The sequence below is a fragment of the Clostridium sp. YIM B02506 genome, from assembly GCF_022324845.1.
GTDB lineage: Bacteria > Bacillota > Clostridia > Clostridiales > Clostridiaceae > Clostridium_T > Clostridium_T intestinale.
Genome location: NZ_JAKGTG010000003.1, coordinates 159,827 through 184,094, shown reverse-complemented (window position 1 = coordinate 184,094; position 24,268 = coordinate 159,827). Strand labels below are relative to the sequence as shown.

Genomic DNA, 24,268 nt, shown 5'->3' with positions numbered 1-24,268 from the left:
TATAAGGATGTAAAAATATGAATGATAGCAATGATAAGAAAAAAATATTATATATAAGAAGTGGTCCGTATGAGTTAAGCTTTGATAGTTATAATTTGCAAGAAGTAGGACTAGGAAAGGCATTTTGTGAATTAGGATATGATTTTGATATTATATACTATTCAAAGAAGAATAGGGATCAAGCTGTAAATACTGACCAAAATAAGTTGATAATATTTTGGCGTAAAGGTATAAAGATATTACGTACAGGGCTTTATCCTTCTGTTTGGAGTAGAAAGTTTCTAAGTAAATATGATATTGTATTTGTATCAGAATATAGCCAATTAATGAGCGTTATTGTAGCACATAGACATAATAACGTATTTTTGTATAATGGACCCTATTATAATTTATTTAAGATACCAATAATGGAAAAAATATATGATACTCTTTTTTGTAAATATATTAATTCACATATCAAAAAGATATTCACAAAAACAAGAATGTCTAAAGATTTCCTTGAAGAAAAAGGAATAAAAAACTCTGTAGTTACAGGTGTTGGTCTTGATGTTTCAAAATTTGAACAAGAAATAGAACTACAATCAAACACTCAAAATTTAATTGATAAAATGGATGGACACCGTAATTTATTATACGTTGGAAGTATAAGTAAAAGAAAAAATGTTGAATTTTTAATAAAAATATTTAATGTATTAAAGAAAGATACAGAATACAAAGACCTACAGTTGGTTTTAGTTGGAAAAGGAAGTGAATCTTACACACAATATTGTAAGAGTCAAATAGATAGAGAATACTTAAATGATGTGATTTGGTATGAATTCATTAAAAATTCTCAGATGAAATTTATATATAATAAAGCCAGTATATTTTTATTACCTTCTGTTCAAGAAATTTTTGGAATGGTATTATTAGAAGCTATGTATTTTAATGTGCCGACTATTTCAAGTAGGATTGCAGGTTCAGATACCCTAATTAGAAATAAAGAAAATGGATTTATTGTTGACTCTTTTGACTGCAATCAATGGGTTGAAAAGTGTAAGTGTTTATTAGAAAATCCTGAATTCTCTACTGAAGTTGGAAATAATGCAGGGCAAACAATACGTAAAGATTATATGTGGAGTAGTATTGCGAAAAAAATGATGGATTATTTTGAATATAGTTAGGAGGGAAAATAATGAAACTGTGTTTTGTAATATTACACTATCTAACATATGGTGATACAATAGAATGTATAAATTCGATATTAAATTTAAATGGATCAACAGATATTGTGGTTGTTGATAATAATTCCAATAATGGCAGTATAGAAATTGTTGAATTAACATTTAAAGAAATAAATAATATTAAATTTATTTATAACAAAAATAATCTTGGATTTGCTAAAGGCAATAATATTGGTTATGAATATGCAAAAGATGTTTTGAAATCAAATATGATTGTTGTAACAAATAATGATACTGTTTTTAATGATATAGAATTTATTGATAAATTACATAAATCTTACGAAGAAAATAAGTTTTTTATTACGGGACCAGATATTGTATCTATGGTTGATGGTGGCCATCAAAATCCAATGAGTGGAAATTGTTTAAGTAGCAAAGAAGCATTTATGGAAGAAGTTCGCTATTCTTTACTTTTCCTACTTTCAAAGTTAGGTTTATATGACTTACTTAAGAAGAATAAAAATAATAGTAATTCTAATAATTTAGCAAAATATGTTGCTGAAAAAAAAGAAAATGTTATTTTGCATGGGTCGTGTATTGTTTTTTCAGAATTGTATATAGAGAAGATGAAATATGCTTTTTATCCAGAAACTTTTCTTTATATGGAAGAAATGATCTTGTTTCAGTTATGTATAAAAAATGGTTTTAAAATAATTTATGAACCTTCACTTAAAGTACTTCATAAAGAGGATTCATCAACAAATAAATTAACATCTAGTAACAAGAAAAAACGTGAATTTGTTTTTACAAATATGGCTAAGTCATTACGTATTTATAGAAAATGCCTTAGATAATATAATAATTCTTATTATACAAAGTTGGAGGAATGATATGATAATAGCTTGCTTTATATTAATTTTCGCAGTTACAATCGTGGTTATTGAGAAAGAATATAGGAGTCCAATTAATCCATTTATCTTTTTTAGCGGGATTTGGGCATTCATTGTCTTTTTGTATTCATTACATCTTTTCGGACTTAGGGAAGGATCAGAACAAATAGTATATTTAATTTTTATTGGGGTCATATCTTTTGGAACTGGATATTTATTATTAATGATAAATAATAAATATAAAATCGTGAACAATTATAATAAAGAGAGTAAGCTATATGATTTAAGATATAAACTAATATTGTTTTTAGGATATTTATGTATTTTATTTTACCTAAATGATTTTATTATATCATTGAGTCTGGTACTAAAAGGAAATGATTTAGATGCTATTAGGGTTTTGGCTCAAGATCAAAATAGTATTTTAAATAGAGAGGCTGGAGGTATTTATAACCTAATTAAAAACTTTATAATTTTACCTTCTGTAACTGCAATAGAAGTAATTGCTGTTGTAGATTACTGGTTTGGGAAAAATAGTAAGCATTTGTTTTTTGTAAACATAGGTATCATAATTATGCGTGTTGTTTCAGATGCAGGAAGAACCCCATTGGTTAATTTTATGTTATATATGCTACTAGCTTATTTTCTTTTGTCAACAAAACAATCAAATAAAGGATCAGAAGAAAGTGAAGTAGATAAAAAAAATAAGAAGAGGATAAAAGTAATTACTGCAGCTGGTTTTATTTTGGGCGTAATATTAACTATTTCGAGAAGTGGTATATTAGTAATAAGACACTTGTATTTTTATTTTGCAATGCCTCCTTACTTATTTAGTTATTGGAAAGATACCATTGATAAGCTAGGTAATCTGGCATATGGAACTGCATCATTAAATGGTTTTGTATTTAGTATTTCCTACTTTTTCAAAAACTTATTTAATACTCAATATCCAGAATTTATTCAAACAGTGTACAATCAAATAGCTCAGACAGATAGTGTATGGCCTGTAATTGCAGCTGGAGGAACAAAAGCAAATGCATATGTTTCAGCATTTTGGTTTTTCTATTTTGATGGGAGGACTATTGGAATTATAATAGGAATGTTCCTGTATGGACTACTTGCAACTAAGATATATTTAGATTCAAAAAAAAGTGGTTCTGTAAAAAGTATTTCACTATACTTACTACTTTTTCAGGGGATAGCTTTCTCATTCATAAGATTTCCATTTGCTAAAATTTATTATTCATTAGCATTTTTACTCATTATGTTTATTGCATACAAGCCAATAGGAAGTTATTCTTCAAGGAGTTGGGTTACTAAAATTATTTATTTATATAAAAAAATATTTAATAAGAAAGAGACGTGATTATATGCTTAAAATCACTAATATGTCAAAGATATATGTTTTATGTCCATACAAGACCAAAACAGGAGGAACTGAGTTATTACATCAGCTAGTGCATGAGCTAAATAAAAATAATCATGATGCGCATATTGTTTATTTAGGAGTACCTAATAATCAAGTAGGTGATATAACTACTGGGTTTGAATCCTATGTTAGTAATTCAGTTAGTGTTAATACTATAAATAATTCAAAAGAAAATATTTTGGTTGTTCCAGAAGTGTTTACATTTGATATAATAGATAAGTTTAATAATATACAAAAAGTTATATGGTGGCTAAGTGTGGATAACTTTGTGAAAAATAATGGATTCATTAATCATCTAAAGTTTTGGGGATTTGCTAAAGCTTTATCACATACTATAAAAAGATTGTACAAACTAAATTCTATTAAAGAAATTTCAAGTTTGGGAGATATACATTTATGTCAATCTCATTATGCAATAGATTTTCTTATTAAATCAGGTGTAGCTAAAGAAAAAATAGAATATCTTTCTGATTATATTAATGAAGTATATCTAGAGAAAGAACATTCAATAAATAATAGGGAAGACGTAGTATTATATAATCCTAAAAAGGGATATAAATTTACAGAGAAGTTAATTAAAGCAGCACCTGATTTAAAGTGGGTACCATTAATAAATCTAACAACTAGTCAAGTACAGGAACTAGTATCAAAGTCTAAGGTATATATTGATTTTGGAAATCATCCAGGTAAAGATAGATTTCCACGAGAAGCGGCTATTTCCGGTTGCTGTATTATTACTGGAAAAAATGGATCAGCATCATATTATGAAGATGTAATGATTGATGACCAATTTAAATTTGATTGTAATGAAAATAATATATCAGCTATAGTAGATAAAGTTAGAAATTGTATAAATAATTATAATGAATATAATGGATATTTTGATAGATATAGAGAAATGATTAGAAATGAAAAAAATATATTTTCAAAAGATGTAACTAAAATATTTAAATCTAGGATTTAAGCAAAAAATAAATAAAGTTACATAGAAAATATACAGTGAATATTAAATTAAAGAGTTACATTAAAAGAAGATTTGTATTAAAAATTACTAATACAGATCTTCTTTTTTCTAAAAGTTATGAATAGACGGTAGTGATTTATTAAAATTAATTAAACTGTTAAGTCTCTCTAGAACACTAGATATTAAGTAAGTCAATCCAATAAACAATAGTAAAATAAATAAAGGGTTATGTGGTCTATAAATTAAAGATTGAAAATATTGATAGCAAAAAAAGCTATGCATAAGCCACATATACGTTGACTTTTTTCCAATACTAATGAAAGACTTTTTAATGAATTTAAGTTCATTAATGATGTTAGTTATAGATATAATGAGTAGCGGAGCATAAATATAGTCCCAACTAGTTTCTAATCCAGTTTCAGTTCTAAAAATAAAAATAATTATTAATAAAATAAAAGAAAAAAACAATAACGTAAATTTACTTTTAAATATTTGTCTAAATTTTAAAAATAAATCATATTTTGCGAAGATGTAACCAGATAAAAAACTAGGCATAAACTTAATTACTGAATATAATATACTCCAATATGTAGATTTCCAAAACTTATCAAAGTATGAAATGGAAATAATGCTAGGGAGTATAGTTCTAATTATTACTGCTAATGTTATAATTAAAAAAATATCCACAATTAAACCTTTTGAAAATCTTTCGTAAATGTTGGATATTATTGGAAAGAATATCATTGTAAAAATAAAAGGTGTAATAAACCACCATTCAGAACTGTAATCAATCTTATAACCTAAAATATTGTTAATTAAGTTGAGAAGGCTAAGTTTTCTTTGATAGTGCAAAACATATCCTAGTGGAATAAAAATAGCAAAAACTAACCAATAAACTTTGTAAAAATTCAATAACTTCTTTTTAATAAAATAATATTGTTTATTACTGGAATTATAACTTTTGTAGGTTCCATAGCCACTTAAAAAGATAAATGTACCTATACATATACCGCCAAATACGCCTATCCTCCATTCTATGTCCTTTCCCCATAATTGAAAAAAACTGTTATAATAATTTCCATTTAATATTCTGTTTGGAAAAGCATATAGATGATGGATATACATTAATATTAATGCTGCCCCTTTAGCTATCAAGGTATCATCTTTCGTAAAATTACGGTCCATGTTTATCCTAATCCCCCTCATATATAAGTCTATAGAATTATAACATACTTAAGAAGGATTTTCTATCGTAATAATCTCCTTTATACACTTAATTTAGAAGTTTAATTTTAGTAGTAGTCTTTAATATTAGAAAAGATTATTGTTTTATAGAGAAATTGAAACTAGAGTTAGTTCATGTGCCTTAAAGCTGTAGATTGTTAACTACTTTTGACCCGCTTTTGCAAATAAAATTGACCCTCCACTATTTAATTTCTATAGTGATAAGTTATCATGTGCTTAAAAATAATTATACGTCATATGCTGAACCTCTTAGAATATATTTGTAAGTGACTAAGATATTCATACTATAAGTTATAAATTACCCTTAATTATTTCAAATAATTACATAAAAGGTCAATAATTACTTTAAAAACACCTTAGTTTTGTTTATAATTATATATGTGAAATTTTTAAGATATTAAGGGGAGTGATTGAGATTAAGAGAAAAGCAATTGAATGTCTGTTAATTGTTCTTTGTTTATCACCTTTTATGGCTGATAATGTGCAAGCTGCTGAAAAGACCACTACTACAGCTGTAACTACAACAGTTAGTAAGAGTCTTGAGAAAATTGGGCATGTTGATGAACCAACTGCTAATTTAACCACAGGTGGTAACATAAGAGTAAGAGGATGGGCATTAAACCAATCAGGTATAAATGAAGTAAAAATATATGTACAAGACAAATATTTAGGGAATGCATCTATAGGAAAATCAAGACCGGATGTTAAAAATGTTTATCCGCAGTATATAGAGTCTGATAAAAGCGGATATGAATACACAATAAACACATCAGGTTTAGGAGAAGGAAGAAAAACTATAAAAGTAGAAGCAATAGGTAAGGATGGATCAACCCAAACCTATACTAAAAATGTAGATTTAACTAAAGCAAAGCCACTTATGAATATAGACGAGCCAACAGCTGATTTAAAAACAAGTGGAAACATAAAGGTAAGAGGATGGGCAATAAGCCAATCTGAAATTAAAGAAGTAAAGGTATATGTTAATAATACATTTGTAGCTAACGCAGCTTTAGGAAAAGCAAGACCAGATGTAAAAAATGTATATCCAGGATATCCAGGTGCTGATAAAAGCGGATATGAATACACAATAAACACATCAGGTTTAGGAGAAGGAAGAAAAACTATAAAAGTAGAAGCAATAGGTAAGGATGGATCAACCCAAACCTATACTAAAAATGTAGATTTAACTAAAGCAAAGCCACTTATGAATATAGACGAGCCAACAGCTAATTTAAAAATAGGTGGGAACATAAAGGTAAGAGGATGGGCAATAAGCCAAACTGGAATTAAAGAAGTAAAGGTATATGTTAATGATAAGTTTGTAGCTAACGCAGCTTTAGGAACATCAAGACCAGATGTAAAAAATGTATATCCAGGATATCCAGATGCTGATAAAAGTGGGTATGAATATACTATAAATGCTTCATCCTTAGGATCAGGAACTAATACAATAAAAGTTCAAGCTGTTGGCAATGATGGAACAAGTCAAACATATAATATAAATGTTAATTCAGAAAAATTAGTTCCAATCATGAACGTTGATGAGCCAAGAGTAAACTTAACTGCTAATGGAAATATAAAAGTAAGAGGATGGGCTTTAAATGCTTCTGGTATAAAGGAAGTTAAGGTTTATGCACAAGACAAGTATGTAGGAAGTGCAGCTTTAGGAAAATCAAGACCAGATGTTAAAAATGCATATCCAGTATATACAAATGCAGATAAGAGTGGGTATGAATATACTATTAACACTTCAGCTATAGCAGTAGGAGGAAATACAATTAAAGTACAGGCTATAGGTAATGATGGAACAAGTCAAACCTATAGTGTAAAAATAAACAAGCCAAGTCCACTTATGAATATAGATGAACCAACACTTGACTCAAGTACTGGAGGAAATATTAAGGTAAGAGGATGGGCATTAAATGCGTCAGAAGTAAAAGAAGTAAAAGTTTATGTAGATAATGCTTATGTAGGCAGTGCAGCTTTAGGAAAATCAAGACCAGATATTAAAAATGCTTTTTCGCAATACATTAATGCAGATAAAAGTGGATATGAATATACAATTAATACTTTAACTATAAAGCCAGGAACCAAAACTATAAAGGTCCAGGCTATAGGAAAAGATGGTACAAGCCAAACATACACTACAAAAGTAAATCTTAATAAGCCTAATCCTATAACTCATCTTGATGAACCATCTGTTAATTCTACAGTTAAAGGAAAAGTAAAAGTAAGAGGATGGGCATTAAATGCATCAGAGATAAAAGAAATAAAAGTCTATATGGATAATAAATATATTACAAATGCAGCCATAGAAAAGTCAAGACCTGATGTTCAAAGAGCGTATCCTAAGTATATTAATGCAGCTGAAAGCGGTTATGAATGTACTATTGACACTTCCTTTATAAAAGAAGGAACAGCTGCTATAAAAGTACTAGCTATAGGCAAAGATGGTACTCAAAGTGAAGTTAGTATTAATGTTAAGGTATATAATAGTTCAGTTGAGTATTACACTTATTCTAAATCTATAAATGACTATGTAGATATACAAGCTGCAAAGAAACCATTAATTCAAGATAGCTACACTGGACTTTGGAGATTTGCTACTAAAGATGAAATTTACTATTATATGAATCCAGAAAACTTCAGAAATGACTCCATTAGAAAATATATGTTTCTAAATCTTAATTACAGTAATGGAATAAGTGATTCTCAATTAAATAAGGCATTAGAAGGAAAAGGTGTTTTAGCAGGAAAAGGACAAGCATTTTTAGAGGCGGGAAAAAGAGCGAATGTGAATCCTATATACTTAGTAGCTCATGCACTATTAGAAACTGGAAATGGTACATCTAAGTTATCTAATGGATCAATTACTGTAAAGGAAATACATGAAGAGTTTGGTAATATCAAGTCTGATATAAAGAATGTCTCAGATAAAAAGATATATAATGTTTATGGTATAGGAGCTTTAGACCAAGGGGCAGATCTTTGGGGTAGTGAAAAAGCTTACTCAGAAGGATGGTTTACTATTGAAGATGCCATAATAGGTGGAGCTAAATGGATTGGTAATGGCTATGTTAATAGTACAACATTCAAGCAAAATACCTTATATAAAATGAGATGGGATTTTTCAACAGATGAAATGTGGCATCAATATGCTACTGATGTAGGGTGGGCATATAAACAAACCGTACAAATAAAAAAAATAATTGATTGCATGGACAATCCTGTTATACACTTGGAAATACCAAGATTTAAAAAATAATCTAAAATAAAAAGAGATGAGAATTCATCTCTTTTTATTTTAGATTATTTTACACTTATAGGAGTTTTAATGAAGTTATTACAATAAATTTAACTTTTATAAATATGTAAACGAGGTTATAATTGACCTAGAGTCCTTATATATAGAGGGATAATATAGAAAGGGAAGTGAGTACAATAAAAAGTGGATTAATAAAAATTCTTATTGCTTCAATATTTATTACACCTTTTAGTTTAGAAAAAGTACAAGCTGTAGAAGGAATCGTTATTTCATCTGATGCAGATAAAAAGCTTTCTACTATTATGAATATAGATAATCCTGTTAGTAATAGTACAGTAAGTGTTGGAAAATCTATTACTATAAATGGTTGGGCATTGAATGAGTCGGGTATTAAAGAAGTTAAGATATATCTAGATAATTTATATTTAGGAAATGCTACTATGGGCATATCAAGACCAGACGTTAAAAAAGTTTATCCAGAATATATGAAGGCAGATAAAAGTGGGTTTGAATATACTATAAATAACTCATCATTATCTGAAGGAGCAAAAACTATTAAGGTGCAAGCAATAGGTATAGATGGGACTAGTCAGCAATACTCTATTAAAGTGAATGTATCAAAATTAAGTTCTAAAATGAATATAGATGATCCCATATCTAACAACACAATAAATGGAAACATTAAAGTAAGAGGATGGGCACTAAATTCATCAGGAATAAAGGAAGTTAAGATTTATGTTAATAATTCTTATGTAGGAAGTGCAGCTTTAGGAAAATCAAGACCAGATGTAAAGAATGCCTTTCCATCATATACAGATGGAGATAGAAGTGGATATGAGTACACCATAGATACTTCATCCATGGCAGTTGGATCAAAAACAATAAAAGTACAAGCTATAGGAAATGATGGTAGCACTCAAGAAAGCGCTAGTATAGTTAAGTTTGATAAATTAGCCTCTTACATGTGGATAGATGGACCTAGTGCAAATAGTACTATAAAAGGAAATGTTAATGTAAGAGGATGGGCGTTAAATTCATCAGGTATAAAGGAAGTTAAGATTTATGTTAATAATTCTTATGTAGGAAGTGCAGTTATAGGTAAGTCAAGACCGGATGTAAAAAATGCCTTTCCGGCATATACATATGGGGATAAAAGTGGATATGAATATACCATAGATGCTTCATCTATATCTTCGGGTATAAAAACATTGAAAGTACAAGCTATAGGTAATGATGGAACTATTCAAGAAAGTAATGTAAATGTTAATATAGCTAAACTTAATCCTATAATGAATATAGATGATCCAGTAGCAAATAGTGAAGTGAAAGATAACATAAAAGTAAGAGGATGGGCACTAAATTCATCAGGAATAAAAGAAGTTAAGCTTTATGTTGACAATACATATATAGGAAATGCATCTATAGGAGTTTCTAGACCAGATGTAGGGCGAGCATATCCTGAATACATAAATGGAGATAAAAGTGGATATGAGTTTAATATGAATACTTTACCTATAGCAGCGGGTATGAGAGAACTGAAAGTAGAAGCTATAGGTAATGATGGTTCTTCAAAAACTTATTCATTAAAGGTAAATATAGTTAAACTGAGCCCCATGACACATATTGATGAACCTTCAGTCAATAATATAGTTAATGGTAAGGTAAAAGTAAGAGGTTGGGCATTAAATGCATCCGGGATTAAGGAAATAAAATTATATGTAGATAATAATTACGTAGGCAGTGCAACCTCAGGACTTTCAAGGTCAGATGTAGGAAAGGTATATCCACAATATATTAATGCAAATATAAGTGGTTATGAATATACAGTAGATACATCTAGTATTAATCAAGGAACAAAAACTATAAAAGTGCAAGCTATAGGTAATGATGGAAGTCAGAATGAGGTAACAATTAAGGTTAGTATAGTTAACAGTATTACTACATATGTTACTTATCCCAATACCTTTAATTCGTACTTAGATATCCAAATAGAAAAGAAACCTCTGATTCAAGATAAGTATACCTTGCTTTGGAGATATGCAACAAGAGATGAAATTGCTTATTATATGAATCCAGCAAATTTTATAAATGACCCAGCTGGGAAATATATGTTCTTAAAGCTTAGTTACAGTGATGGTATACAAGCTTCTCAGTTAAATAATGTTTTAAAAGGTAAGGGTGTGCTGGAAGGAAAAGGAGACGCTTTTATTGAGGCTGGTAAAAGAGCAAATGTTAACCCTATATACTTAGTTGCTCATGCATTGTTAGAAACAGGAAATGGAACATCTACCTTAGCAAGAGGAGCAATTAAGGTGGATAAACTGCATGAAGAGTTTGGGAATGTAAAATCATCTTTAAAGTCTGTTGAATCTAAAACTATATATAATATGTATGGTATAGGTGCATTAGATAGTGATGCAGATCTTTGGGGAAGCGAGAAAGCTTATGCAGAAGGATGGTTTACTGTAGAAGATGCTATTATAGGGGGAGCTAAATGGATTGGCAATGGTTATATTAATAGTATTACCTATAATCAAAATACTCTATATAAAATGAGATGGGATTTTACCACGAGTTCCATGTGGCACCAATATGCTACCGATGTTGGCTGGGCTTATAAACAGACAGTGAGAATAAAAAATATAATTGATGCTATGGATAATCCATTAATTCATTTAGAGATTCCAACTTTTAATAAATAGGAGGCTGCCTTTCAGGTAGCTTCTTTTTTTTGTTGAATTTTGAAAAAATATTTACTAGAAGTGATTAATTTGCATAAATATGGTACAATGATTTAGATATTTAATGATTAATTTTATGGGAGGAAAGATGAGCAGCAAATTAATTTCTATTGTAGTTCCAATGTATTATGAAGAGAAGGTCGCTGATGAATGTTATAAAAGATTGAAAAAAGTAATGAATGATAATGAGATAAATTATGAGTTTATATTTGTTAATGATGGAAGTAAGGATAAGACATTCGAGATTCTTAATAAGATAGCAGAGGAAGATAAGAATACTAAGATAATAAGCTTTTCAAGAAATTTTGGGCACCAAATAGCAGTTACTGCAGGTGTAGATAAAGCAAAGGGAGATGCTGTGGTTGTAATAGATGCTGATTTGCAAGATCCACCAGAACTTATTCCTAAAATGATTGATTTGTGGAATGAAGGATATAAGGTTGTTTATGCTAAAAGAAAAAAGAGAAAGGGTGAATCTTTCTTTAAACTTTTTACAGCAGGTATGTTTTATAGAATTTTAGATAAGATGACTGATATAGACATACCATTAGATACTGGTGATTTTAGACTTATGGATAGGGATGTAGTTAATGTTCTTAAAACAATGAAAGAAAATAATAGATTTGTGCGTGGAATGGTTAGCTGGGTAGGCTTTAAGCAAACACCTATTGAATATGAAAGAGATGAGAGATTTGCAGGAGAAACTAAATATCCACTAAAAAAGATGATAAAGTTTGCATCAGATGGTATAATATCTTTTTCAGCAAAACCTCTTAAACTTATGGGATCTTTAGGGGTGTTTTGTGTTTCCATATCACTAGTTATATTTTTGTATGCTTTAATCAGAAAATTAACAAATAATGTTAATGTTGTATCTGGGTGGGCATCTATAATGACTGCGGTAACTTTTTTAGGTGGGGTTCAATTGTTAAGTATATCTGTTCTAGGTGAATACATAGGTAGAATATATGATGAAAGCAAACGTAGACCACTATATGTAATAGAGAAAGAAGTAAATATGGAATAGAAGGTGGAATTGTGACTGATATAGTGAATTTTATTAAAGGAAAAAAGGAGTTCATAAAATTCGGTATTGTAGGAGTTTCAAACACATTAATAACTTTTGTTGTTTATAACATACTATTAAAATTAGGAATTAATTATTTAGTAGCTAATATTATAGGATATATATGTGGAATGATAAATGGATTTATTTGGAGTAAAAATTGGGTATTTAAAGTTAATAATGAGTCTAAGATGTATTTTATAAAGTTTGCCTTGGTCAATTTATTATCTTTAGCAGTTAGTACAGGGCTTCTTATGGTTTTGGTTAAACAGCTTAGTTTTAATAGTACTATAGCTCAGTTAATAACCACTTGTATAACTGTAGTTATTAATTACTTGTTAAATAAAATATACACCTTTAAAGTATAAATTTTTACACATTTAAAGTATAAAAGAGTTGTAGTTAACAACTCTTTATTTTTATTATATAAATACTAGAATACGTAGTAGTTACGAGGTAATCCATAAGAAAAACCTAAAGCTAATATTATCATTTCAAACACAAATACAACAAGTAATAAGGAATACAGAAGATATCTTTTCTCTAACATATTTCCAAGCAGTAAATATAGTGGAAACATAGGAAGTACATATCTTCCCATTGAAAAGATATTATTGCCTTTCATACCAAATATAATAAGAGGAAGAATAATTTGGACTAACGACCAAGTTACTAATAAGGCTTCAACCTTATAATCTATGATATTTGTGTACATATAATTCGAAAAAATTTTGCCTTTTTGAGACTTTCTAAATATTAATCCAATTATACTTATTAGAGATACAATAAGTAATATATAGACTACTAAGATTGATATAACTGAAGAGTCTAATGGATTAAAGTGTCTAAAAAAAGGAGTAAGTATGTATTTTATGAGATTTTTAATTTTTTGTAAAAGAGTTAAATCCCCACCGATATTTCCCCAATACTTTTGAACAATTTCTGAGGCAAAGGGCTCATTAAAACGTATAAGATTATGCAATATAAAAGCAACTTTTCCCCAGGTACTTATAATACAAAGTATTGATATTTTTACTAGGTTTGAGATTGTAAGTTTTTTTCTTTCAATAAGGAAATAATAAATAAGAAGTATAAGTGTAAAGAAAACTCCTATTGACCTTATTCCACTTAATAGCCCTCCAATAAATGCGGCAGGAACAATCTTTTTTTTAATCAGCAATATTATAGTTATTGCTGATATAAGTACATATATAGGTTCAGAGTATCCAGCAGTAAGAAAAATTGAAAAAGGATTAACTGCATAAAGTAAAATACCTATAAAAGCCGCATTTTTACTTATATTTATAAGCTTACTTAAATAGTACATTAAAAAGAAGCTAATATATGTTGCTATATTACTAGTTAATATAAGTGCTGCATCTGTACTTATTCCTAAAATATTACGAACAATTCTTGAAGTCATAGGATAAATATAGTAAAAAGCTACATTGATGGTTTGGCTATTATTAGGTTCGTAAAGATAGCCTGTATCTACTATATTTCTGTACCAACCTGAATCCCAAAATGAGAGAGCTTTTTTTAGTTGGAGTATGATATTATTTACCATACCAATATCTAAGGTATTAGTATTTTCAGGTAAAGCAAAAGGTCCTATAGAAAAAAACAAAAGTGCAGAAATTATAATTCCTCTAGAAACTATAAAGATAAGTGTTATTTGTAGAAATATAGTGAAAATATGTTTGAAGTAATTGAAATTAAAAGTTTCTTTATTAAAAGAAGTTATGTATTTCATTTTATCCTCCAGAATTAAGTTAAATCTTTTCTATATAATATATTATCAGAATTTTTAGGATGAGTACACAGTAGCAGGATTTAATAAACACATCTATAAAAATTTTAAACCTTTTTCCTATTTTAATCGTATTATTAGTGAAGGGGGAAGTGAAATGAAGGATTCTTTTGTGCACACAAATAAAGAAGTTTCAGAAATATATGATAGACATGTAAATAGCGTTTATAGGGTGTGTGTTTTGTATATGAAAAATCAACATGATACCGAGGACATGGTACAAAATACTTTTATTAGGCTGATGAGGGATAATACGAAGTTTGAAAGTTTTGAACATGAAAAAGCATGGCTTATTAGAACTGCTACAAACTTATGTAAGGATTTTTTCAAAAGTTTTTGGAGAAAAACAGTTGATATAGCTTATGCCAATGAGGTATCACATAATGAGGAATTTTATATTGATGATACTATAAAGAAGGTTATGGAACTTCCACCCAAATATAAAACAGCTTTATATATGTACTATTATGAAGGGTATTCTACTGTGGAAATTTCAAAGATTTTAGATAAAAACCTATCTACTATAAAAGGATATCTTCATAAAGGAAGGAAACTTCTTAAAGTTGAAATGGAGGGGGATTTAAGATGAAAGAAGATGAATTAAAAAAATCCTTTGAAAGTTTAAAGCCTAGTTATGGAGCTAAACAAAGAATGTTAGAAAATGTACTGAATAGCTCTAATGACAAAACTCCATCTATATTTATATATGCAAAAAGAGCAATTCCTCTATTGATTTTAGTTCTTGTGTTTAGTGGAACATTAGTATTTTATAATTTTAATAAAAGAAATTATATAAATGAGGAGCTTAGTACCGAGGATAATGCTATTGGGATGATAGACAATATTGCAAGAGTTACAAATCAATTTAAAGTAGAGAATAAGACTTATAATATTTTATCAGAAGGTGAAAAAGCTGAGTTTAAATTTCCAAACACAATTAATAATAAAGATATTGGGGATAAACTTACGACTATTTCTACAAGTGTTGATGAAACTTTAATAGGAAAAGAGGTTTATAGATATCTTCCAGCTGGTTGTGATGGAATTGTTGCTGTAAAGGTAGATAATGAATATAAACTTTTCAAATTCTTTTGGTTTGATAGTTATATAAATAATAAGGATGAAGATATAAAAGCTTATCTTGAGCTTTATGGTATAAATAAAGGTGAAGATATTTCAAAAATTCAATTTATAAGAAACGGAAACAGTATAATAAATGAAATTACTGATAAATCTAGGATTTTGGAATTTTATAATTATTATTCTATAATCCCAGATTCAAGTGATAAATATTTTAATAAATTATTTAACTACAAAAAATCTAAAGAGCAAGTTGAACCAGAAGTAAAAAATGAACCAAAAGAACTTCCTCCTGATTATAAAGATAATACAAGTTCAAGTGCTGCTTCAACTTTTATTGATAATGATGAGGCAAAAGATCCTCAAGCATCAATTCAAACAGACATAATTATGGATAGTGGTGAAGTAAAGGATGCCCCATCTTCAATCCCTGGAAGTGAGGGTTTTGTGGGAGATGCTTTAGGTAATTCAGTAACTATTAGAATATATAATCAAAAAGGTGTGTATTTTAGTTCAGAATACTATCCTAATATAAGTTTTATTTCAAGACATGAGGTTAATGAGGATTTTAAGAGGTTTTTAGATGAGTATGTTAAGTAGCATAAAAGAGCTGTTGATTTGGCAGCTCTTTTTATTATGAGAGTTTACTTAAATAGAGTACTATCATACGAAAAATTGATATGAATAAACTGTAAAATAAATTATAATAATTTGTAGAGATGGAGAATTGGGTAATTTCTAAGGTGTTGGTATCTTCTTATAATATTGTTGGAGTAAAAAGTTGGTGGAAATATAGATCAATCATACAAGCTGTAATTCTTTATTTAACTCACCAACTTTTCTTTCCAACATAGTCATATGTAGTTAAATAAAGTCTATATCTCCACAAGACAAACTTTAGGGTATATAATATTAATAAAAAGTGGAAAGTTGATGGGGTTTTAAACGCTCCTGTTTCAACTTTCAATTCTCAACTAATTAAGTGAGGAGTGGGAAATATGAGAGAAGATATGAAATACAATGATGGAATATATCAATTAAGGGAAAACCAAATAGATTTAATAAAAAAAATCATAGTAAATAATAAAGAAGCAATACCAGGTGGAGTAGTTTTTTATGGGGACTCTATAACTGAGTTGTATGATATAGATAGATTTTATCCTGAAATAAATATTAAATATAATTCTGGCGTAGGGGGATTTACTTCAGAAACTCTTTTGTGGATTATTGATGAAGGCGTTATTAAATACAACCCTAAGGTTGTTGTGTTAGGGGTAGGTACTAACGACTTGGGCAATGCAAGAATGAGAAGCCCTAGAGATATCTCTTATAATATTCAAGAATTAATAAGAATGATTTCTAATAATATCGAAGGAGTAGAAATAGTAGTTTTATCTGTTCACCCCTGCGATGAGGAATCAAATGGTCCAAAGGCGGGTAAAGTTTTAAGAAGTAATAGAATAATAAAAGCTTTAAATGAAGAGATAGAGTTGATTTGTAAAAGATTTGATAATGTAACCTTTAAAAATGTCTTTGATGTTTTATATAATAAAGAGAGTGGTAATATATATTATGAGTACACAACTGACGGATTACACCTTACTGAGGAAGCATATGTTAGGCTTACTAAAGAAATTAAACCTTTAATATTAGAAAAAAGTTTATCTTGAAAAAATATATAAAACCAATTATACTTAAAACAATTAAATATAGATTCTAGGAGAAATTCTAGGAGAGGTTCGTAACCATCCCTCTATAAAAAACTAGGAATTAGCTTAAGCATTTATTTGTGTTTGGCTTTTATTACTTGTGATTTAAGAACCTCTAGGTATATGCCTAGAGGTTTTATTAGTTATGATTAATTTTAGGGATGGGAGACCATCCCCTTTTATTTTTATAAAAATTAGGAGAGTGTAAATGAAAAGAAAAGTAATAATTGATTGTGATCCAGGAATTGATGATGCTCTGGCTTTAATTTTAGCTATAAAATCTAATGAATTAGATATCTTAGGCATAACTATAGTTTCTGGAAATGTACCTGCCTTACAAGGGGCTAAAAATGCTAAAAAGATTTTGAAACTTTTAGGTAAAGAGGAGAAAAAAATATATGTGGGAGAAGAATATCCTTTAGTAAGAAAGTTAGTTACGGCAGAGGATACACATGGATTGGATGGCCTTGGAGAAACTAATTACACCTTTAATGAAGATTTAATAGAGTACGGTGGGGTGGATTTTATTTTAGAAAAAGCTAAAGAAGGAGATGTAAGCATAATTGCTTTAGGACCTTTAACTAATCTTGCAAAAGCCATAGAAAAAGATAAGGAAGCTTTTAATAGTTTAGAAGAAATAGTATCTATGGGGGGTGCTTTTAAATCTCATGGAAATTGTTCACCTGTGGCTGAGTTTAATTATTGGGTTGATCCAGAGGCTGTTAAAGTGGTTTTAGATAACTTGGATATTCCTTTTACTATGGTGGGATTAGATGTAACTAGAGAGGTTGTACTTACCCCAAACTATATTGAACTTATTAACCAAATAGGTGGGGATATAGGAAGATTTGTTGTGGATATTACAAGATTTTATGTGGATTTTCATTGGAAACAGGAAAAAACACTAGGTTGTGTAATTAATGATCCATTGGCTGTGGCTTATTTTATTGATAGAAGTTTATGCAAGGGCTTTACTTCTTATATGGACATAGTTACTGATGGAATTGCTGTAGGACAAACTGTTGTTGATGTAGCTGATTTTTATAAAAAAAAGCATAATGTACGAGTATTGACTGATGTAAATTCAAAGGAATTTATGAAGTATTTCCTTAATATTCTTTTTGAAGATTATAAAGAAGAGATAGAAAAAATAGTAGACAATAATTAATTAATAGGAGATAAAAAATGAAAAATAATAATACTTTTAAATTAATAGTAATGGCGTTAGGTGTTGTATTTAATATAGCAGGTGGATTTATAGCTGTAGGGCTAAAGCTACCTATATATTTAGACACCATTGGAACTTTTATGTCCGCATTTTTCTTTGGACCAATAGCTGGAATATTAACGGGAGCTGTAACTTCTATAATTAATGGAGTTAGTTTTGACCCTGTATCTCTATATTTTATGCCGGTTCAAATAATAATAGGTTTAACCTCAGGATTGCTTTATAAAAAAGGTTTGTTTAAAGGAAAGCTGGCTGTTTTAGGAACCTTAGTTGTAACTTTAATTGGGTCAGTTATGGCTTCATTAATAGCAGCTTATGTTTTTGGTGGAATAACTTCATCAGGAAGTTCATTTATTGTAATGTATTTAAAAGAAGCAGGGGTTAATGTAGTAGCAGGGGTATTTTCAACTCAGATTATAAGTGATATTTTAGATAAAGCTATAGCTGTAGCTTTAGTAATTAAAATAATGGATGTAATCCCTAAAGGATTAAAAGAGAGAAGTTATGGAGAGATATAATAAAATAACTAATAAAAATAAAAGAGAAATAGTATTGCTTAAAGCATTTCCGTGTGTATGGGGAAAGTGTAGCTTTTGTGATTATATTGATGATAATGGGCAAGATGAAGAGGAAATGAATAAATTAAATAGAGAGGTATTAGATAAAGTAACCGGTGAATTTGGAGTTTTGGAAGTAATTAATTCAGGAAGTTGCTTTGAGATACCTAAGGATACATTGTCTTATATCAAAGAAATAATAGAAAAAAAGAAGATTAATAAGTTATTTATGGAAAGCCACTGGTGTTATAAAAATAGACTAGATGAAATAAGAGGGTATTTTAATATACCTATAATTTTTAAAATAGGAGTAGAAACTTTTGACTATGATTTTAGAAACTATATATTAAATAAAAATGCAAGATTTAGAACTCCAGAGGAAGTAGCAGAAAAGTTTCAATCTGTATGTTTAATGGTTGGAATAAAAGGGCAAAGTAAAGAAATGATTAGAAGAGATATAAACATTTTAGTAGATTATTTTAAATATGGAACTATAAATGTATTTGTAGAAAATACTACAGAGGTTAAAAGAGATGAAGAATTAGTGAATTGGTTTAAAAAAGAATATTCACATTTAAATGAAAACCCTTATATTGAGGTACTTTATCATAATACGGATTTTGGTGTGGGGGATTAAAGAAAAAACTGTTACAAAATGTAGCAGTTTTTTCTTTTTAATTAATAAATTCAACATAAATTTTAAGCGGATAAGTTCTTTATGATATATAATAATAGTATTATATAAATATTAGCAATTAAAAATATCTTAGAATATAAAACTAATATTTTCTTATGAGGTTATTTTATGAAAGTAGTTGAATATGTAAAAAATAAGAAAAGAGAAATATTCACTGCTATAATATCTTTTCTTTTGATATTTATGGCGGTTTTTTTTGCAATTAAAACAGAAAGTACTAATAATGTATATATAAAAGATAATATTTTAGATTTAAGTAATGTTGATTTACAAAATACTTCCCCATTATTTATTAATGGAAAGTGGGAATTTTACTGGGGAAAACTGCTTTCTCCTAAAGATTTTATAGATGATAGCATTTCATTAAATTCATCACATGAAAAAGTACCTTCCACTTGGACTAATTATAAGGATGAGAAGGGTAATAATCTAAAGAGTGAGGGAAAGGCCACTTATAGATTAAAGATAAAGTTAAGTGAAGGAAATCAAAATTTAGGGTTGAAGGTAAATAATATTTGGGGCAAGGCCACATTATTTATTAAGGAAGAGGGACAGGAACTTGTAGAATTGCAAGAGGAGAAGGGAAAGAAATTAAAAGCTGTAGATACAGTATTTTTTAATGTTAGAAGCAATAGTTTTGATTTAATAATACAAATAGAGAACGAAGATTCGCTAAAAGGCGGCATATTAAAGTCAGTTTATATAGGATCTTGGGATAATATCCTAAGTCTTAAAGAAAAGTTTCTGTTTTTTGATACAGTAGGTGTAATAGGATTATTTATGATGTTTTTATATTTTTTAAATAATACTATTCATAAAAGAAATTATGAGTCAAACATTACATTAGGAGCATTTTCTCTTCTTTCCTTAATATTTATAGCGTTGGGTGATGAAACTATAATATTATATGTCTTTCCTAATTTAGATATGTCTGATCTGTATACCTATGCTCTTTATATAGGGGCTTATTTCTTTTATATATTTTTTAAATATGTAAAAGAGAACTATAATGCTAAGATTTCTGATAGTTTCCTTCTTTTTTGTAAGATTTGTATTCTAATATTCACAGTTTTAATAACTGTAACCCCTATTGCTAAAAGATTAAATATAGGAGCATTTGGCGGTGCTATAGGAAGTATACTTGTTATTTACGGAGTATTTCTAATCTTGAAAAATGTTTTAGCAAAAAAAGAAGGTGTAGAATTTAAGTATTTATCATTAATAAGTATAATGCTTATGTTTTTTATTTTGATATATAATATTTATAGTAAAAAGCAAATAAATATTTTGATACCTATTTATATATTAACTTTTACTATAAGTGAAGGAATAGCATTGTCTTACAGCTATACTGATTTCGTGAGTAAAATAGAAAATCTTTCAAGGAAGCTAAAAATATTAGATAAAAGAAAAGATGAATTTTTAGAAAAAACTTCTCATGAACTTAAGTTGCCATTACAGGGAATAGTAAATATAGCAAAATCTCTTATGGATGGTGTAGCTGGGAGTTTAAACTCCACACAAAGAGAAAATATTGAAATGATAGGTAATATAGGGGAAAAGTTAGATATTTTAGTTGATGACATTCTGGATTACTCTAATATTACTAATGGATATGTTATAAATGAAGAAAAGCCAGTAAATGTAAAAAGTCAGTTAAATTTTGTTATCAATATAGCTTCCTATACTATTAAGGATAAGCCTATAGTTATAGAAAATAGAGTTAAGGGCAGTGCTGTCATATTAGGTGATGATAAAAGGGTAAGACAGATTTTTTATAATTTAATAGATACTTTGCTTGTTTACACAAGTATAGGAAAAATTATAGTTAGTTTATATATAAGTAATCAAGAGGTTATTGTTGATATTATTAATGAAGAACTTTTTATTGATGAAAAAGATGATATATTTAATGGTGTTAAGTGGATAAATGATGAAAAGGTGATACTTCATGAGAAAAAACGTTCGGATATAGGGCTTTTTGTGGCTAAAGAACTTACTAAACTTCATGGGGGAGATATTAAATTTCAATCAAGCAAAGAAGACGGGACTAAATTTAGTGTGTTTTTACCAATAGTAAATAATTTTAGTAGTGAAGTTATAAGTTATGAGGAGAAAAGTTCATATCTAATAATTGAAGATATTAAACATCCTAATATCCCTTTGGGAGATAATTCTATATTGCTTCTAGAACCCAACTCAGTAAATAGAAAAGTTATAACTAATTCTTTAATTATAGATGGACATGAGATAAATAGTGTGGGGTCTGTTCAAGAGTTTATCGAAGTGTTAGATAAAGGAATAAAGGAAGATTTATTAATAATAAACTCTATACTTCCTGATAGTTCAGGATATGAATTAATAACAGAAGTAAGAAAAAAATATAATAAAATGGATTTACCTATTTTAATAATAGTTGATAGGTCATATTCTGAAAATGTTTCTTTAGCATTAGATTTAGGGGTTAATGATATAATAGTAGAACCTTATGATATGAATGTTTTTAGAATGAGAGTGAATAACCTCATAAAGCTTAAAGAATCTTTTAATGCATTGATAAATTCTGAGATGGATTTTTTAAAAGCCCAAATAAAACCACATTTTATTTTTAATGTTTTAAGTGTAATATCTTCTATGATTACTAGAGATACTAAAAAAGCTAAGAAGATACTATTAGATTTTAGTGACTATTTAAGGTATAGTTTTGATTTTTCTTCTGGAGAAAGTTTCACTCATATAAAAAAGGAGATAGATTTAGTTAAAACCTATGTAGCCATTGAAAAAGAGCGTTTTGGAGATAGGCTAAATATAGAATATAATATAGATGAAAATATAGATATTAAGATACCGTCATTGGTAATACAACCAATAGTTGAAAATGCTATAAGGCATGGAATACTTAGTAAAATAGATGGTGGAAATATTGAATTAAGTATTTATAAAGATGGAGAAGAGGTTATTATAAAGGTAAAGGATGATGGGGTAGGTATAGAATCCAATAGATTAGCTAATCTTCTTGATGGAAAAGATGAAAAAGCAGGAGTAGGAGTTAAAAATATAAATAGCAGGCTTATAAAAAGTTATGGTTCAGGATTAAACATAGTAAGTAACTTAAATCAAGGAACAGAGATTATTATAAGAGTTCCGTTAGGAGATTTTAGAATTTAGTTTAGGGGAGAATTATGATTAAAAGAACTTATTATGATTTTATGTTATAATATGTAAATGTATTAGTAAGTAGTAAGGAGTGCAGTATGTTTAAGATTATAATTGTTGAAGATGAATTACCGAATCTACAGCTGATAAAGATGCTTTTAGATGAAAATAAGAATATAGAAGTAATTGGAGAATATCTAAGTTCAAATAAAGCTTGGGAAAATATACAATTACTTAAACCAGATGCAGTATTTCTTGATATAGAAATGCCTGGTATGAATGGAATGCTTTTAGCTGAAAAAATAAAAGAATATGATGAAAATATACAAGTGGTTTTTATGACTGCCTATAATCAGTATGCAGTTGAAGCCTTTAGGATTAACGCAGCACATTATATACTTAAACCTATATCAGAAAAGGCAATTGATGCTTCTATTGAAAGATTATTAAAAAATAAAAAAGGCGATGTTGAAAAAAAAGAAGAAGAAAAATATTTAATAGAGTGTTTTGGAACTTTTAAAGTTTTTAATAAAACAAGGGAAAATACAATAAAGTGGATAACCTCAAAGTCAGAAGAATTATTTGCATATTTTATATGTAATAGAGGGCAATGGGTGGATAAGTGGAAGCTTTGTGATATGTTTTGGAGTCAATCTACTCCTAAAAATGCAGAACACAATTTACATAGTACTATAAATAGATTAAAAAATTCTTTAAAGTCAATAGGTATAGAAAATATAATCGAATATAGCCAAGGTATGTATAAAGCTTATTTAGAAGAGTTTGATTGTGATTTATGGAAATTTGATGAGTTTATGAGAAAAAATTCTGCTTTTAACATAAGTGATATAGAAGCAATTGCTAAGTTAGATAAGGGAGAGCTATTTGAAGGTAAAGATTATCCATGGTGTACAGAGTTAAGAGAAAATTACAACAGGTATTATACTGATTTAATAAATAAAATTGTAGATTATTATAGCGAGAGAGCGGATTTAAATAAGGCTGAAATGTATATTAGTAGATTATCAGAGTTAAATCCATTAAATGATAGTATACAAGAAAAAATTATAGAATTATATTATAAACAAGGCAATTTAATAAAAACTATTGCTCAATATAAGAAAATAAATGAACTATATAAAAAAGAATTAGGAATTAAATTCACCCTCTCTAATAAAGAGTTATATAAGAGGATAGCTTTAATAGAAGAAGTAACAGAAGTATGAGATCTGTTACTTCTTTTTTTTTGTAGAAAATTGGCGGAAATT

General features: G+C 28.3%; 18 protein-coding genes and 1 riboswitch. Of the genes, 16 read left to right on the top strand and 2 right to left on the bottom strand.

Features of this window, described 5'->3' with window-relative positions; translation table 11 throughout:
* Positions 1–17: 17 nt before the first annotated feature.
* From L1S49_RS04685 to L1S49_RS04670, 4 genes are read left to right on the top strand one after another with little or no spacing between them, the layout of a single operon-like run.
* Positions 18–1,163 (top strand): glycosyltransferase family 4 protein, encoded by a 1,146-nt coding sequence (locus L1S49_RS04685; protein ID WP_238902758.1) that lies wholly within the window; start codon positions 18–20, stop codon positions 1,161–1,163.
* An 11-nt stretch (positions 1,164–1,174) separates the two neighbouring features.
* Positions 1,175–2,017, top strand: coding sequence for a glycosyltransferase (locus tag L1S49_RS04680; protein ID WP_238902757.1), 843 nt, complete (start codon positions 1,175–1,177; stop codon positions 2,015–2,017).
* 37 nt (positions 2,018–2,054) lie between these two features.
* The gene (locus L1S49_RS04675; RefSeq protein WP_238902756.1) at positions 2,055–3,419 is read left to right on the top strand and encodes an O-antigen polymerase; all 1,365 of its coding nucleotides are present in this window, start codon (positions 2,055–2,057) and stop codon (positions 3,417–3,419) included.
* Positions 3,420–3,441: 22 nt separating this feature from the next.
* Positions 3,442–4,446 carry a hypothetical protein gene (locus L1S49_RS04670; protein ID WP_238902755.1) on the top strand — a complete coding sequence of 335 codons (1,005 nt, stop codon included), beginning with the start codon at positions 3,442–3,444 and terminating at the stop codon, positions 4,444–4,446.
* Between the two features lie 108 nt (positions 4,447–4,554).
* On the opposite strand, the gene L1S49_RS04665 is transcribed toward L1S49_RS04670, so the two are convergent.
* Complete coding sequence (locus tag L1S49_RS04665; RefSeq protein WP_238902754.1) at positions 4,555–5,631, bottom strand: acyltransferase family protein; 1,077 nt, start codon at positions 5,629–5,631, stop codon at positions 4,555–4,557.
* Between the two features lie 466 nt (positions 5,632–6,097).
* Here L1S49_RS04665 and L1S49_RS04660 point away from each other — a divergent pair, with 466 nt between their 5' ends.
* The 4 genes from L1S49_RS04660 (at position 6,098) to L1S49_RS04645 (ending at position 13,131) form a co-directional block, all read left to right on the top strand.
* Positions 6,098–8,956 carry an Ig-like domain-containing protein gene (locus tag L1S49_RS04660; protein WP_238902753.1) on the top strand — a complete coding sequence of 953 codons (2,859 nt, stop codon included), beginning with the start codon at positions 6,098–6,100 and terminating at the stop codon, positions 8,954–8,956.
* A gap of 167 nt (positions 8,957–9,123) precedes the next feature.
* On the top strand, positions 9,124–11,658 hold the full coding sequence (locus L1S49_RS04655; protein ID WP_238902752.1) for an Ig-like domain-containing protein: 2,535 nt from the start codon (positions 9,124–9,126) through the stop codon (positions 11,656–11,658).
* A 127-nt stretch (positions 11,659–11,785) separates the two neighbouring features.
* Positions 11,786–12,724, top strand: a complete 939-nt coding sequence (locus L1S49_RS04650) for a glycosyltransferase family 2 protein (protein WP_238902751.1) — start codon at positions 11,786–11,788, stop codon at positions 12,722–12,724.
* 23 nt (positions 12,725–12,747) lie between these two features.
* On the top strand, positions 12,748–13,131 hold the full coding sequence (locus L1S49_RS04645) for a GtrA family protein (RefSeq protein WP_238902750.1): 384 nt from the start codon (positions 12,748–12,750) through the stop codon (positions 13,129–13,131).
* Positions 13,132–13,196: 65 nt separating this feature from the next.
* Here the strand turns inward: L1S49_RS04645 and L1S49_RS04640 are convergent, their stop codons facing one another.
* A complete protein-coding gene (locus L1S49_RS04640) occupies positions 13,197–14,516 on the bottom strand; it encodes a mannosyltransferase family protein (RefSeq protein WP_238902749.1) in 1,320 nt (439 codons plus the stop codon).
* A gap of 154 nt (positions 14,517–14,670) precedes the next feature.
* On the opposite strand from L1S49_RS04640, the gene L1S49_RS04635 reads away from it, so the two are divergent.
* The 8 genes from L1S49_RS04635 (at position 14,671) to L1S49_RS04600 (ending at position 24,226) form a co-directional block, all read left to right on the top strand.
* Complete coding sequence (locus L1S49_RS04635) at positions 14,671–15,162, top strand: RNA polymerase sigma factor (protein ID WP_238902748.1); 492 nt, start codon at positions 14,671–14,673, stop codon at positions 15,160–15,162.
* Positions 15,159–16,253 (top strand): hypothetical protein, encoded by a 1,095-nt coding sequence (locus tag L1S49_RS04630; protein ID WP_238902747.1) that lies wholly within the window; start codon positions 15,159–15,161, stop codon positions 16,251–16,253. Before L1S49_RS04635 ends, L1S49_RS04630 begins: the two co-directional genes overlap by 4 nt.
* Positions 16,254–16,651: 398 nt before the next feature.
* Positions 16,652–17,323, top strand: coding sequence for a GDSL-type esterase/lipase family protein (locus L1S49_RS04625; RefSeq protein ID WP_238902746.1), 672 nt, complete (start codon positions 16,652–16,654; stop codon positions 17,321–17,323).
* A 58-nt stretch (positions 17,324–17,381) separates the two neighbouring features.
* A riboswitch (PreQ1 riboswitch) is annotated at positions 17,382–17,426 on the top strand.
* A gap of 144 nt (positions 17,427–17,570) precedes the next feature.
* The gene (locus tag L1S49_RS04620) at positions 17,571–18,530 is read left to right on the top strand and encodes a nucleoside hydrolase (protein WP_238902745.1); all 960 of its coding nucleotides are present in this window, start codon (positions 17,571–17,573) and stop codon (positions 18,528–18,530) included.
* A 17-nt stretch (positions 18,531–18,547) separates the two neighbouring features.
* The gene (locus L1S49_RS04615) at positions 18,548–19,108 is read left to right on the top strand and encodes an ECF transporter S component (RefSeq protein ID WP_238902744.1); all 561 of its coding nucleotides are present in this window, start codon (positions 18,548–18,550) and stop codon (positions 19,106–19,108) included.
* Positions 19,095–19,784, top strand: a complete 690-nt coding sequence (locus L1S49_RS04610; protein ID WP_238902743.1) for a radical SAM protein — start codon at positions 19,095–19,097, stop codon at positions 19,782–19,784. The genes L1S49_RS04615 and L1S49_RS04610 overlap by 14 nt, the downstream gene beginning before the upstream one ends.
* A gap of 168 nt (positions 19,785–19,952) precedes the next feature.
* Complete coding sequence (locus L1S49_RS04605) at positions 19,953–23,012, top strand: histidine kinase (RefSeq protein WP_238902742.1); 3,060 nt, start codon at positions 19,953–19,955, stop codon at positions 23,010–23,012.
* A gap of 86 nt (positions 23,013–23,098) precedes the next feature.
* Positions 23,099–24,226, top strand: coding sequence for a response regulator (locus tag L1S49_RS04600; RefSeq protein WP_238902741.1), 1,128 nt, complete (start codon positions 23,099–23,101; stop codon positions 24,224–24,226).
* Positions 24,227–24,268 lie beyond the last annotated feature (42 nt).